Genomic DNA, 13,084 nt, shown 5'->3' with positions numbered 1-13,084 from the left:
CACCCGCCTCTGGTTGCGCTCTGCACAACGAGATTGTGCTGCCGCACCAGTGTAGACCGCCGGCCGGGGCACGTCGTCGCCGGCCGGCGGTCTGGGTTCGCGGCGCTCAGCGCGTAGCGGCGAACGTGATGTAGGAGCCCGAGCTGCCCGACGTCGCGCCGTTGCCGCCGAGGACGATCCGCTCCCCCGCCTCCACCACACGGTCGAGGGCGAACACCTGGAACGTCTGCAGCCCTGGGTCGCCGGCGACCGTGACCTCCTCACCGGTCGGCTCGAACCCGAGGTCGGCGACCCAGTCCGGCCACCAGTCGCCGTTCTCCGGGGCGCCGCGCGGGTCCAGCCCGACGTAGAGCTGCACCCGTTCTCGCGCGTCGAGGACGAGGTACTCCGGATCGGTCGACTGCTTGTCGTCGTTCGCGCCGCGCACCAGGGTCGAGCCGCGCAGCGACGGCGGCAGCGAGGCGAGGGTGACGTCCCGGTCGACGTAGTTGGCGGCGCCCTCGACGGCCATCACCCCGGGGCTCAGCTTCTCGGGCGCGACGACGTCCACCGCGCTCTCGAAGCCCACGACGACGCCGTCGCGGCTCTCCTGGGTGATCCGGCCGGCGGCTGTGCTCGCCACCAGCGCGAACCGGTCCGGGCCCGCGTCCTCAGGCGACGTGACGACGAACTCCACCGTTCTGGAGCCGCCCGGCGGGATCGATTCGAGCGCCGCCCGGCGCGGGGAGACCACCCAGCCGTCGGGCGCGTCGAGGCTGACCCGCACCCCGGGCGAGGCGTCCGCGGCCGGGTTGGTCACCGTCACCTGCGCGGTGAACGGCTCACCCGCCGGCGCGCTGTCGGGCGCCTCGGTCGTGGAGCGGACGAGGTCGCGCACGTCCTCGACACCCGGCGTGGTGATCATGAACGTGTAGGCGTGCTCGCTCGGCGTCGCCGCGGCGCCCTCGGCCGGCATGGTCACCCTCACCAGGCCGTCGTCGCGCCGCCACGGCAGCGCCTCGCCGTCGGCGCCGAGCAACGTGATACTGGTGGCGGCGGCCAACGGAAGGTCGCCGGAGAGCACCAGCTCCTCGCCGGGCCACTCCAGCGCGGTGACGTAGAGCGCCCCGTCCTTGACGGTGTACCGCACCGGGACGTTGCTGTTGGCGTCGTCGGCTTGGTGCCAGTAGGTGCTGCCGTAGATGGCCTCACCGTTGACCTCCAGCCACTCGCCCAACGCCCGGATTCGGTCGGCCTGGATGTCCGGGATCGTCCCGTCGGCCATCGGCCCGACGTTCAACAGCAGGTTGCCGTTCTTGCTGACCGTGTCGATGAAGCTGTCGATCAGCTGGTCGGGGGTGAGGTAGACCTCGGGGCCCTCCTCGGCGTTGTAGCCGAAGGACCGCCCGATGCCGCGGGTGGCCTCCCACGGGTTCGGGTCGATGTCGGGCTGGTTGCGGTACTCCCGAGTGACGAAGTCACGCACCTCGGTGCTGCACCGGTCGTTGACCACCACCTCCTTGGGCCGGGCCCGGTTCTTGGCCTGGTTGTAGTAGTACGCCATGAGCTCGTGACTGTTGTGCGCCACGTGTTTGCCGATGTCACACCAGATGATGTCCGGGTCGAAGCGGTCGACCAGTTCCACCATCTGCGGGTATTGGTGATCCATGACCTCGTCGCCGACCGGCCGGTAGCCCGTGTAGGGCACCGCCTCGCCGGTGTAGGGGTTGACCGGCCCTTCGGCGAGGCCGGTGCCGTGCAGGGGGTCCCAGCCACCGGCGGGGTGATACCACTCGGCCAGCGAATAGTAGAGGCCGGTCTTCAGCGGGTAGTCGTCGGCCGCCTCGAACAGCTCGGTGACGAGGTCGCGCCGCGGCCCCAGGGCGACGGTGTCGCGGTCGGTCGTGTCGGTGTCCCAGAGCGCCACGCCGTCGTGGTGCTTGGAGACGAGCACGAAGTACTCCGCGCCGCCGTCGGAGAACAGGTCCAGCCACTCCCGCGGGTCGAACTCGTCGGGCTGCCAGTCCTCGATGAACTGGTCGTACGGGACGCCCTCGCCGTAGGTCGCTGCGTGGTGCTCGTAGGTGGGGCTGCCCGGCTGGTTCATCTCGTACCAGTACCACTCGGCATAGACGTCGGAGCCGTCGCGTGCACCGCAGCACGGCGGTGCATACGCGGGGACCGAGTACGGGCCCCAGTGCACGAAGATGCCGAGCTTGGCGTCGGAGAACCACTCCGGCGTCTCGTGCTGGGACAGCGACGGCACGGTCGGCTCGTAGTCGTCGACCGGCACGGCCGTCGTGGCCGGCTGAAGGTCGCCGGAGTCCGGCGTGGGCTCTGCCGCGGCCGCACCGAGGGCACCGGCAACCACCAGGACCCCGGCTCCCACCGGCACCGCTTTGCGAGTGATCACACGGCCTCCTCAACTCGTCCCACCCGGCACACGGCGACGGGCCGGGTGCGCCGAGCAGTCTCGGGAACCGGTTTCCGACCCTGACCTCACAGTCAAACGTCGAGCGCACTCCAGGGTCAAGAGTCACCCAGCCAGGGCGGGATACCTTGTCCGCATCCGGCCAGTGAACCGGTTTCTGGGCACGCCAAGGCCAGAGCGGACCCACCTGATCACCGGACCGGTGCGGAGCTCAGCGGCCCTTCAGCACGTCGCGCAGCCAGCGCAGCTGCTCCCGGGTCTGGAAGGTCTGGCCGCCCTCGTGCTTGTTGTACGGCCACACCCGGATCTCCTTCGGCCCGGCGTAGTGGTTGAACGAGCCGAACACCGTCGACGGCGGGCAGGTGCTGTCCATGAGGGCGACGCTGTAGAGGGCCGGGGCCGACCCTCGGACGGCGAAGTTCATGCCGTCGAAGTAGGACAGCGTGCGGAACACCTGCTCCTCGTGGTCGCGGTGGATCGACAGGTACTTGACGATCTCGCCGTACGGCATGGTGTCGACGATCTCGGTGGCGCGGCGGTAACCGGTGAGGAACGGCACGTCCATGACCGCCCCGGCGAGCCCGGGACGCAGGCCGGCGACCGCCTGCGTGATGCCGCCGCCCTGGCTGCCGCCGGCGACCACGATGCTCGACTCGTCCACCAGCGGGTGCGACGCGACCGCCTCCACCGCCCGGACCGCGTCGGTGAACACGCGGCGGTAGTAGTAGTCGTCCGGGTCGAGCACACCGCGGGTCATGAAGCCCGGCGTCTGCGGGTTGGCGCCGCCGACGGGGTCCGGCGTGTCGCCGGGCGTGCCGGCCGAACCCTGGCCCCGGGTGTCCATGACGAACGCGGCGAAGCCGGCGACCGCGGTGGTCAGCCAGTCGTGCGGGAACCCGCGGCCACCGCCGTAGCCGATGTAGTGCACGACCGTCGGCAACTGCTCGGTGGCGCCGGCCGGGACGATGAACCAGCCGGCGACGCGGTGGCCGCCCCAGCCGGAGAACCGCACGTCGTAGACGTCGACCAGGCGGAGCGCGGCGTCGTACGGCTCGAACCGCGGGTCCAGCGGGAACTGTGCCGCCTCGGCCAGTGTCCGGGACCAGAACTCGTCGAAGTCGGACTCCTCGTGTCGCTCGGGCCGATAGTCACGCAGCTCGGCGAGCGGCTTGTCGAACAACGCCATGGGCGGATCCTCCGCGTCGTGATCGGGCAGGGAACGAGCAAGGGACGAGCAGCGGCAGCGTAGCCGGTGCCGTCACCGTCGCCGCGACCTACTCGTAGAGGACGGCCTGGATCTCCGCGTCGTCGATGTTGTTCGCGTCGTACCAGAAGTAGCCGGTGTCGATGGTCTCGGGGAGCTCCTCACCGTCCAGCGCCTGGACCGCCGCCCGGACCGTCTCGTACCCGATCCCGACGGGGTTCTGGGTGATAGCCCCGGCCATCACGCCGCTCCTGATCGCGTCGATCTGCGCCTGCCCGGAGTCGAAGCCGACCACGACGAGCTCGCCGGCCATGCCCAGCTCGTTGACGGCGTTCACCACGCCGATCGCCGAACCCTCGTTGGCGCCGTAAATGCCGTCCAGCTCGGGATTGCCCTGGATGATGGCCGTGGCGAGGTTGGTCGATTCCAGGTGGTCGCCGCCGCCGTACTGGATGTCGACGATCTCCACGTCGGGCGCGTTCTCCTCGATGTACTCGACGAAACCGTCGCGCCGCTCGACCCCGGTGACGCTCGTCTGGTCGTGGACCACGAGCGCGACCTGGCCCTCGCCGCCGATCAGCTCCACCATGTGCTCCGCGGCCAGAGCCGCGGCCGCCGTGTTGTCCGTCGCCGCTGTCGTCAGCGGCACGTCGCTCTCCACGCCGGAGTCGAAAGCGATCACGGGGATGTCCCGGCTGGCCGCCTCCTCGATGAGCGGCGTCGCGGCCTGGCTGTCCAGCGCGGCGAAGCCCAGCGCGTCGGGACCGCGGTCGATGGCGGCCTGGAGCATGTCGATCTGCTGCGCCACCTCGGATTCGGAGTCCGGCCCTTCGAACGTCACCTCGACGTCGAACTCCTCGGCCGCCTGCTCCGCGCCTTCCCGCACCGCCTGCCAGAACTGGTGCTGGAAGCCCTTGGAGACCAGCGCGATCTGCGGCCGGTCGCCGCCACCGTCGCCGCCGTCGGTGCTCTCGCCGCCGCCGTCGTCATCGCCGCCGCACGCGCTGAGGACCAGGGCGGCGGCGACTCCCACGCCCATGGCAGTCCATCGATGTCTCATCGTCAGCTCCCAGTCTGTCGTCGGTCCGAGGTCCGGGGCCGGCCTCAGCCGTCCCTGCCTCGGCGAAGGTTGTCGGTGTAGACGGCCACCAGGATGACCAGACCGATGATCACGGTCTGCCACTCCTGCGGAATGGACATGATCCGCAGCCCGTTGGTGACGGTCCCCACGATCAGGGCACCGATCAGGGTCCCGACGATGCTGCCCTTGCCGCCCTGCAGCGAGGTGCCACCGATCACGACCGCCGCGATCGCCTGGAGCTCGTAGCCCAGGCCCAGCGCCGGCTGCGCGGAGTTGAGGCGCGCCGCGAGCACCACGCCGGCGATGCCCATGAACACCCCGGAAAGGGTGTAGATGAGGATCTTCCATCGGCGAACGTCGATGCCGGAGATGTCCGCGGCCTCCTCGTTGCTGCCGATGGCGAACGCGTAGCGGCCCAGCAGCGACTTGCGCAGGACGATCGCGCCCAGCGCGGTCAGCGCGAACAGGATGAGCACCGCGTTGGGCAGGTCGACGCCCGGGATCAGCTCACCCTGCGAGATGTCGGTGAAGCCCGGCACGTCGGTGAAGTAGATGGGTGCGGTCCCGGATATGACCAGCGCCAGACCCTGGGCGATGAGCATCATCGCCAGGGTCGCGATGAACGGCGGGATCCTGAGCACCGCGATGTTGAGGCCGTTGATCAGCCCCATCGCGGCGCCGCTGAGGATTCCGGCGACGACGCCCAGCAGCAGCGGCCAGCCCAGGTTGGTGAGGAAGACGCCGGTCATCACGGCCGCCAGCGTCATGCCGGTGCCGAGGGACAGCTCGATGCCCCCGCTGACGATCACGAACGTGGTGCCCAGGGCGAGGATGCCGATGACCGCGGTGGACAGCAGGATGCCGGTGATGTTGGACCACGTCAGGAAGTTGTCGTCGGCGATGGAGAAGAACAGGATCAGCGCGATGAGGCTCGCGAACGCGAGGAACTGCTGCAGCTGCCTGCGCAGCACGCCGACCCTCGTCGTCCGGACGTGCTCCGGCGCGGTGAGCGCCTCCGATGCGGGCGCCGGCCCGGTGGCGTCGACGTCCCTCATGCGGCCACACCGCCTCCGGGTACCAGCTTGGTCGCGTGGGTCATGATGGTCTCCTGGTCGGCGTCGGCGTTGTCGAGCACCGCGGTCAGCCGGCCCTCGCACATCACGGCGATCCGGTCCGCCATCCGCAGCACCTCAGGCAGTTCCGACGAGATCATGATGATGGCCTTGCCCTCGTCGGCCAGCGTCCTGAGCAGCGAATAGATCTCCTCCTTCGCTCCGACGTCGATACCTCTGGTGGGCTCGTCGAAGATCAGGACCTCGCAGTCGCGGGCCAGCCACTTGGCGATGACCACCTTCTGCTGGTTGCCGCCGGACAGATGCTTGGTGCGCTGCCGGATGGACGGGGTCCGGATGCTCAGCGTCTCCACGTAGCGCCGCGCGGTCTGGCGGACCTGGTCGTCGCGGACGAGGCCGGCCGCGTTGACGTGCCGTCGCAGGTCCGAGGCGACGATGTTGAAGGCGACGTCCTGGTCCAACATCAGGCCGAAGCGCTTGCGGTCCTCGGACAGGTAGCCGATGCCCAGCCGCGCGGCGTCGGCCGGGCTCGAGACGCGCACCCGCCTGCCGGACAGGAAGATCTCACCGCCGTCGGTGCGGTCCGCGCCGCAGATCGCGCGCGCCACTTCGGTGCGGCCGGCGCCCATGAGCCCGGCGAAGCCCAGGATCTCGCCGCGCCGCAGGCTGAAGCTGACGTCCTTCAGCAGGCTCTTCGTGGACAGGCCGCGAACCTCGAGCACCGTCGGCAGGTCGCCGGGCAGCGACGGCGGGCGCGTCTGGCCCCGCAGCTGCCGGCCGACCATCATCGACACGACCTGGCGCAGGTCGGCGTCACGCGCCGCGAGAGTGCCCACGCACGCCCCGTCGCGGAGCACGGTGATGCGATCGGCGACGGCCGCGAGCTCCTCGAGGCGGTGTGAGATGTAGATGATCCCGGTGCCGTGGCGCTTGAGATCGCCGATGAGCCCGAACAACGCGTGGGTCTCGGACTCCGTCAGCGCCGCGGTCGGCTCGTCCATGATGATGATCCGGGCGTCGAACGACAACGCCTTCGCGATCTCGACCACCTGCTGCTGCGCCACGAGCAGCGAGCCGACCTTCGCCCGCGGATCGAGGGCGATGCCGAGGTGGTCGAAGAGCTCTCGAGCCCGCCGGTTCAGGTCGGCGTCGTCGACGAAGAGGCCGAACCCGCGCCGTCGTTCCCGCCCGATGAAGATGTTCTCGGCGATGGTCAGGTCGGGCATCAGCGACAGCTCCTGATGGATGATGCTGATGCCCAGGTCCTGGGCGGCCGTGGGGCTGTCGATCTCGACGACGCGGCCGTCGATGGCGACGGTGCCCTCGTCCTGGTGGTGGATGCCGGCCAGGATCTTCATCAGGGTGGACTTGCCGGCACCGTTCTCACCCACCAGCGCGTGCACCTCGCCGGCGTCCAGGGTCAGGCTCACGTCGGACAGGGCACGCACGCCGGGGAAGGTCTTGCTGACCCCATCGACCCGCACAAGCTGCGCGTTCACGGCCCTCCCGGTTCGCGGTGGCGGCTGACCGAGTGACGTCGACTTGACCGTCAAGAGATCGGATGAACCCGATGGTAGTGATGTAACAGCGCATGTCAATTGGCGTTGCCCCATCGACATCTCACGCGTACACCCGGGGCGCGAGCGACCATGGCCATGACCAGCGCGAGCCGTTACGCGGCAAGACATCCGATGAATTCGGGCCACCGCTGAAACGCTCCCGCGACACGCCGTCCGAAACGATCACTAGGGCCGGCGCGTGCGATGACGAATGCCCTGGGTTGGGGCTAGATTGCCCTAATGGGGACAACAATGCGCCAACGGACGGGCACTCCTGCCACACTGGTGCTGGAGCGGGCTGGTGTCACATTCACCATGCACCCGTACCACCATGATTCCTCCGCGCCCTCGTTCGGCCTGGAGGCCGCCCGTGCGCTCGGGGTGACGCCGGCGCGCGTCTTCAAGACGCTGCTGGCTGAAGTCGACGACGAGCTCGTCGTCGCCGTCGTTCCGGTGTCCGGCTCGCTGGACCTCAAGTCGCTGGCCCGCGCCGCTTCCGGCAAGCGCGCGGTCATGGCCGCGACCTCGCAGGCCGAGCGCGCCACCGGATACGTCGTCGGGGGGATAAGCCCGATCGGGCAGAGGCGCCGGCTACCGACCATCGTCGACGAGTCCGTGTTCGGGTTCCCGACGGTGTACGTCTCGGCGGGACGGCGAGGGCTGGACGTCGAGATCGCACCCGCGGACCTGATACGGCTCACGTCGGCCAAGACGGCCACCATCGGCCGCACGAGCTAAGACCGTCACCGGCAGCGGCCCGGCAGCGGGCTGACGAAGCACCGCGCGGGTCACCGGCCGGGTGGGTTCCCTGGCACCGACCACGGCGCGCGGTCCTCGCGGAACAACGCGACGACCGCCACCACCACCGTCGCGACCATGGACCACACCAGCAGCCCGGCCGGCGACTCCATGCGCAGCGGGAACGGCTCCTGCGTGCCGTTCTCCAGCCCGGCGACGTCACCACCAGGGCCGAACAGGCCGCCGACGAGCGTGGCCAAGTACGACCCGGCGACGCCGGCCAGCGCCAGAGTCACCAGGGTGGTCACCGGGCTGCGCCAGTGCCGGACGGAGTACACGACCGCCAGCACCAGCCCGAACCCGGCGCCGAGCAAGGCGAACACGGCGTCACGGTCGAACATCTTCTGGCCTTCGCGCGCATCAGCGGCCAGCCCGCCCTCGACGACCACGCCGGTGACCTCCGGCGACAGCAGCCACCACAGCACGCCCATGAGCACACCGGCGAGGACCGAGACCACCGCGATTTCGGTGGCCACCCGGCCAGGGGTGGGGGCGGCGTGGCCGAACCGCTCCGCCCGCCGCATCACGACGCCAGGCACGTCGGACCAAGCAGTGCTTTGAGGTCGCCCATCAGCGCAGTCGACGGCGTCACCCGGAGCCGGTCGTCGAGCTTCATGAGGGTGGTCCGGTCCGAACCGGTCAACCGCAGGTGCACCGGGGTGACGCCGGGATGCGTCGTCAGCACGTCCTTGAGCCGCTCCACCACTGGCGGGGTGCACCGGCTCATCGCCATGGTGACGACCACTGGGCCCGACGGGCCGTCGGAGAGGTCAGGCAGGCTCAACTCACTGGCGATCAGCTGCGGCGCCTCCTCACGCCGGTCCAGGCGCCCCTTGACCACGACGATCTCGTCCTCGGCCAGCTGCAGCGCGTAAAGCTGGTAGGTGGCCGGGAAGAACATGGCCTCGATGGAGCCCTCGAGGTCCTCGATGGTGACGATGGCCCAGGTGTCGCCGCGCTTGCTGACCTTGCGCTGCAGCGACGTGATGAGCCCGCCGACGCTGATGGTGGTGCCGCTCGGCACCTCCTCCTCGTCGGCCAGCGCGGAGATCGGCTTGTCCGAGGCGTTGGCCACGATGTGTTCCAGGCCGAGCAGCGGGTGGTCGGAGACGTAGAGCCCAAGCATCTCGCGCTCGTAGGCGAGCTTTTGCTTCTTGTCCCACTCCGTCAGCTCCGGAACGGCGACCTCGAAGCCGCCGGCGTCCTCGCCGGCGCCGCCGAACAGGTCGAACTGGCCGACCGCCTCGTTGCGCTTGAGCGAGATGACGGTGTCGACGGCGTCGTCGACGACGGCTGCCAGCGCCCGCCGGGAGTAGCCGAGGGAGTCGAACGCCCCGCCCCGAACCAGCGACTCGACGACCCGTTTGTTGCAGACGTTGACCGGCACCTTGTCCATGAAGTCGGGGAACGACTCGAACCGGCCCTTCTCCTGCCGGGCCGCGACGATGCCGTCGACGACGTTGGCGCCGACGTTGCGGATGGCGGTGAGGCCGAAGCGGATGTCGGTGCCGACCGGGGTGAAGTCGCCGGCGGACTCGTTGACGTCGGGCGGCAGCACCTTGATGCCCATGCGGCGGCACTCGGACAGGTAGAGCGCGGTCTTGTCCTTGTCGTCGCGGACCGAGGTGAGCACCGCGGCCATGTACTCGGCCGGGTAGTGCGCCTTGAGGTACCCGGTCCAGTACGCGATGAGGCCGTAGGCCGCGCTGTGCGCCTTGTTGAACGCGTAGTCGGAGAACGGGACCAGGATGTCCCACAGCGTCTTGACGGCCGCCTCGGAGAAGCCGTTGGCCTTCATGCCGTCGGAGAACGGCACGTACTCCGCGTCGAGGACCTCACGCTTCTTCTTGCCCATGGCCCGGCGGAGCAGGTCCGCTTTTCCGAGCGTGTACCCGGCCAGGTGCTGGGCGATCGCCATCACCTGCTCCTGGTAGATGATCAGGCCGTAGGTGGTGCCGAGGATGGGCTCGAGGGCATCGGCCAGCTCGGTGTGGATGGGCGTGATGGGCTGCTGGCCGTTCTTGCGCAGTGCGTAGTTGATGTGGCTGTTGGCGCCCATCGGGCCGGGCCGGTACAGGGCGATTGTCGCGGAGATGTCCTCGAAGTTGTCCGGCTTCATCTGTCGCAGCAGCGCCCGCAGCGGCCCGCCGTCGAGCTGGAAGACCGCCAGGGTGTCGCCGCGGCCGAGCAGCTCGTAGGTGGGGCGGTCGTCCAGCGGCAGGTTCTCCAGGACGATAGGGTCCTTGCCGTTGCGGACGATGTTCTTGAGCGCGTCGTCGAGGATGGTGAGGTTGCGCAGGCCCAGGAAGTCCATCTTGACCAGCCCGAGCTCTTCACAGGTCGGGTAGTCGAACTGCGTGATGATCGCGCCGTCCTGCTCGCGCTTCATGATCGGGATGGTGTCGAGCAGCGGTGCGGAGGACATGATGACGCCGGCGGCGTGCACACCCCACTGCCGCTTGAGGTTCTCCAGGCCCTTGGCGGTGTCGACGACGCGGCGGACCTCGGCGTCGGACTCGTACAGCGAGCGGAACTCGCCGGCCTCGGCGTAGCGCTTGTGCTCGGGGTCGAAGATGCCCGAGAGCGGGATGTCCTTGCCCATGACGGCCGGCGGCATGGCTTTGGTGATGCGCTCGCCGACCGCGAACGGGTTGCCGAGGACGCGGCTGGCGTCCTTGATGGCCTGCTTGGCCTTGATGGTGCCGTAGGTGACGATCTGCGCGACGTGGTCGGTGCCGTACTTGTCCGTCACGTAGCGGATGACCTCGCCCCGCCGACGCTCGTCGAAGTCGATGTCGAAGTCCGGCATCGACATGCGCTCGGGGTTGAGGAACCGCTCGAAGATCAGCCCGTGTGGGATGGGGTCGAGGTCGGTGATGCCCATGGCGTAGGCCGCGATGGACCCGGCGCCGGAGCCGCGGCCCGGGCCGACCCGGATGCCGTTCTTCTTCGCCCAGTTGATGAAGTCGGCGACGACGAGGTAGTAGCCGGCGTAGCCCTTGCTGGTGACCACCTCGACCTCGTAGTCGGTGCGCTCGCGGACCTCGTCGGTGATGCCGCCGGGGAACCGCTCGTGCAGCCCGCGCTCGACCTCCTTGACGAACCAGGAGACCTCGTCCTCACCCGGCGGCACCGGGTAGCGCGGCATGTACTTGCCGGCCTCCTCGACGAACTTGACCTCGCACCGCTCGGCGACCAGCAGGGTGTTGTCGCAGGCCTCCGGGAGGTCGGCCCACACCTGGCGCATCTCGGCAGCGGTTTTGAGGTAGAAGTCCTCGGCGTCGAACTTGAACCGCTTCGGGTCGGCCAGCGTGGAGCCGGACTGAACGCACAGCAGCACCGCGTGCGCCTCGTGGTCGGACTTGTGGGTGTAGTGCAGGTCGTTGGTGGCCAGCGGCGGCAGCCCGAGCTCCTTGCCCAGCCGGAGCAGGTCCTCGCGGATGCGGGTCTCGATGGACAACCCGTGGTCCATCAGCTCGAGGAAGAAGTTGTCCTTGCCGAAGATGTCGCGGAAGTCCGAGGCGGCCTTGATGGCCTCGTCGTACTTGCCCAGCCGCAGGAACGTCTGCACCTCGCCGCTGGGGCATCCGGTGGTGGCGATGACGCCGCTGGAGTAGTGCTCCAGCAGCTCACGGTCCATGCGCGGCTTGAAGTAGAAGCCCTCGATCGAGGCCAGTGAGGACAGCCGGAAGAGGTTGTGCATGCCGCCGGTGTTCTCGGCGAACATGGTCATGTGCGTATAGGCGCCACTACCGGAGACGTCGTCGCCGCCACCGTCGCCCCAGCGGACCCGGGTCTTGTCGAACCGGCTGGTACGCGGTGTCAGGTACGCCTCGGTGCCGATGATCGGTTTGACACCGTACTGCTTGGCCTTGCGGTAGAACTCATAGGCGCCGAAGACGTTGCCGTGGTCGGTGGTGGCCAGCGCCGGCATGCCCTGCTTCGCGGCCGCGCTGAAGAGGTCGTCGAGGCGGGCGGCTCCGTCGAGCATGGAGTACTCGGTGTGCACGTGCAGGTGCACGAAGTTGCCCGTACCGGAGGAACTGGACGCAGCACTCGACACGACGATCCGACGCCTCCTCAAACAGTCGCACACCGGGCGGCCAGCCGCGCGCACCGGGGAACAACAGACACCCTAATCCGCCGCTCCGACAGCCTGGCTCAGGCGCACCGAAGGGACTCTGTGGAGACTCGGCTCACAGCCGCCAGACGGGCGTTTCGTCTGCTTCGTCCCGTTCCGCGGCGTCGAGTCCGGCCTCGATCACGGCGCCCATGATCCGGGCCAGCCCGTCGACCGGCACCGACGGCGCCCGCGCGGCCATCGCGGCCACGATGGCCGCCTCGCGCCGCGGGTCACGGCCGGCGTGACCGCCCACCGGCTTGAGCCGCTGCACCCGTCCGGCCAGGGCCACCCGGTGCTCCAGCAGCGTCGCGACGGCCGCGTCGACGCCGTCGATGGCCTCGCGGCACCCTGCGAACGTGTCCGGGACCGTGGGCCGCACCAGCGGGGCCAGCCGGGCGGACGCCTCGCGGGCCTGCCCGACCGCGGCGGCCCCGGCGCCGTCGAGCCAGAGCCCGGCCGCGCCAGCGGCCACCGCCGCGCCGGCGAGTGCGGCGTCCTCGCCCAGTCCGGCGACGACGGCGACCCCGCGACGGCACAGCTCGACGATGACCGCCGGCCGCGTGGCGGGGACGACGACGGCGACGACGTTCGCGCCGCCGAGCGCCCGGGCTGCCGCCGGGAGGTCCGGCGCGTCCAGTACCTGCCGGCCCAGCCGCAGCACGACGCCGGCCGGGACACCGTCGGGCGTGGTGAGCTCCACCCGCGCCGGGCCGCCGGGCGCGGCGTCGTGCACGAGGTCAGCTCCCGCGTCGCGGGGCGCCACGATCGGCAGCCGCGGCCCTCCGAACGGCGACGGCGCCGTCTCGCGGCGTGGGGGCCCGGCGTCGGCGCCGGGG

9 protein-coding genes are annotated in these 13,084 nt (G+C 69.8%); 1 reads left to right on the top strand and 8 read right to left on the bottom strand.

Annotated features, from left to right (window positions below):
• Positions 1-106: 106 nt before the first annotated feature.
• The 5 genes from E1269_RS18415 to E1269_RS18395 all read right to left on the bottom strand — a co-directional run bounded on the left by E1269_RS18415 (position 107) and on the right by E1269_RS18395 (position 7,267).
• Positions 107-2,392, bottom strand: coding sequence for an alpha-L-fucosidase (locus E1269_RS18415; RefSeq protein ID WP_131897167.1), 2,286 nt, complete (start codon positions 2,390-2,392; stop codon positions 107-109).
• Between the two features lie 229 nt (positions 2,393-2,621).
• Complete coding sequence (locus E1269_RS18410; protein ID WP_131897165.1) at positions 2,622-3,596, bottom strand: acetylxylan esterase; 975 nt, start codon at positions 3,594-3,596, stop codon at positions 2,622-2,624.
• Positions 3,597-3,684: 88 nt separating this feature from the next.
• Positions 3,685-4,653, bottom strand: a complete 969-nt coding sequence (locus E1269_RS18405) for an ABC transporter substrate-binding protein (protein ID WP_203433860.1) — start codon at positions 4,651-4,653, stop codon at positions 3,685-3,687.
• Between the two features lie 65 nt (positions 4,654-4,718).
• Positions 4,719-5,750, bottom strand: a complete 1,032-nt coding sequence (locus E1269_RS18400; protein ID WP_131897161.1) for an ABC transporter permease — start codon at positions 5,748-5,750, stop codon at positions 4,719-4,721.
• The gene (locus tag E1269_RS18395; RefSeq protein ID WP_239000951.1) at positions 5,747-7,267 is read right to left on the bottom strand and encodes a sugar ABC transporter ATP-binding protein; all 1,521 of its coding nucleotides are present in this window, start codon (positions 7,265-7,267) and stop codon (positions 5,747-5,749) included. Before E1269_RS18395 ends, E1269_RS18400 begins: the two co-directional genes overlap by 4 nt.
• A 312-nt stretch (positions 7,268-7,579) precedes the next feature.
• On the opposite strand from E1269_RS18395, the gene ybaK reads away from it, so the two are divergent.
• On the top strand, positions 7,580-8,065 hold the full coding sequence (ybaK, locus tag E1269_RS18390) for a Cys-tRNA(Pro) deacylase (protein WP_203433857.1): 486 nt from the start codon (positions 7,580-7,582) through the stop codon (positions 8,063-8,065).
• A gap of 50 nt (positions 8,066-8,115) precedes the next feature.
• On the opposite strand, the gene E1269_RS18385 is transcribed toward ybaK, so the two are convergent.
• From E1269_RS18385 to E1269_RS32970, 3 genes are all read right to left on the bottom strand, one after another.
• Entirely contained in the window at positions 8,116-8,664 is a 549-nt protein-coding gene (locus tag E1269_RS18385; protein ID WP_131897155.1) for a DUF2567 domain-containing protein, read from the bottom strand.
• Complete coding sequence (gene dnaE / locus E1269_RS18380) at positions 8,649-12,116, bottom strand: DNA polymerase III subunit alpha (RefSeq protein ID WP_131897286.1); 3,468 nt, start codon at positions 12,114-12,116, stop codon at positions 8,649-8,651. Before dnaE ends, E1269_RS18385 begins: the two co-directional genes overlap by 16 nt.
• 205 nt (positions 12,117-12,321) lie before the next feature.
• Positions 12,322-13,084: chorismate mutase (locus E1269_RS32970; protein ID WP_203433855.1), on the bottom strand; the 763-nt coding region annotated here is incomplete at its 5' end.

This window comes from Jiangella asiatica (assembly GCF_004349065.1).
In the GTDB taxonomy this organism is placed as follows: domain Bacteria; phylum Actinomycetota; class Actinomycetes; order Jiangellales; family Jiangellaceae; genus Jiangella; species Jiangella asiatica.
Note: the sequence above shows the minus strand (reverse complement) of the source record. Positions and strands in the feature narration are given on the sequence as shown.

What these genes read in the sequence shown, in the direction of transcription:
- ybaK (WP_203433857.1), top strand. Translation starts at nt 7,580, where the DNA reads ATGCGCCAACGGACGGGCACTCCTGCCACACTGGTGCTGGAGCGGGCT.
- dnaE (WP_131897286.1), bottom strand. Translation starts at nt 12,116, where the DNA reads ATGCTCGACGGAGCCGCCCGCCTCGACGACCTCTTCAGCGCGGCCGCG.
- E1269_RS18405 (WP_203433860.1), bottom strand. Translation starts at nt 4,653, where the DNA reads ATGGGCGTGGGAGTCGCCGCCGCCCTGGTCCTCAGCGCGTGCGGCGGC.
- E1269_RS18410 (WP_131897165.1), bottom strand. Translation starts at nt 3,596, where the DNA reads ATGGCGTTGTTCGACAAGCCGCTCGCCGAGCTGCGTGACTATCGGCCC.
- E1269_RS18400 (WP_131897161.1), bottom strand. Translation starts at nt 5,750, where the DNA reads ATGAGGGACGTCGACGCCACCGGGCCGGCGCCCGCATCGGAGGCGCTC.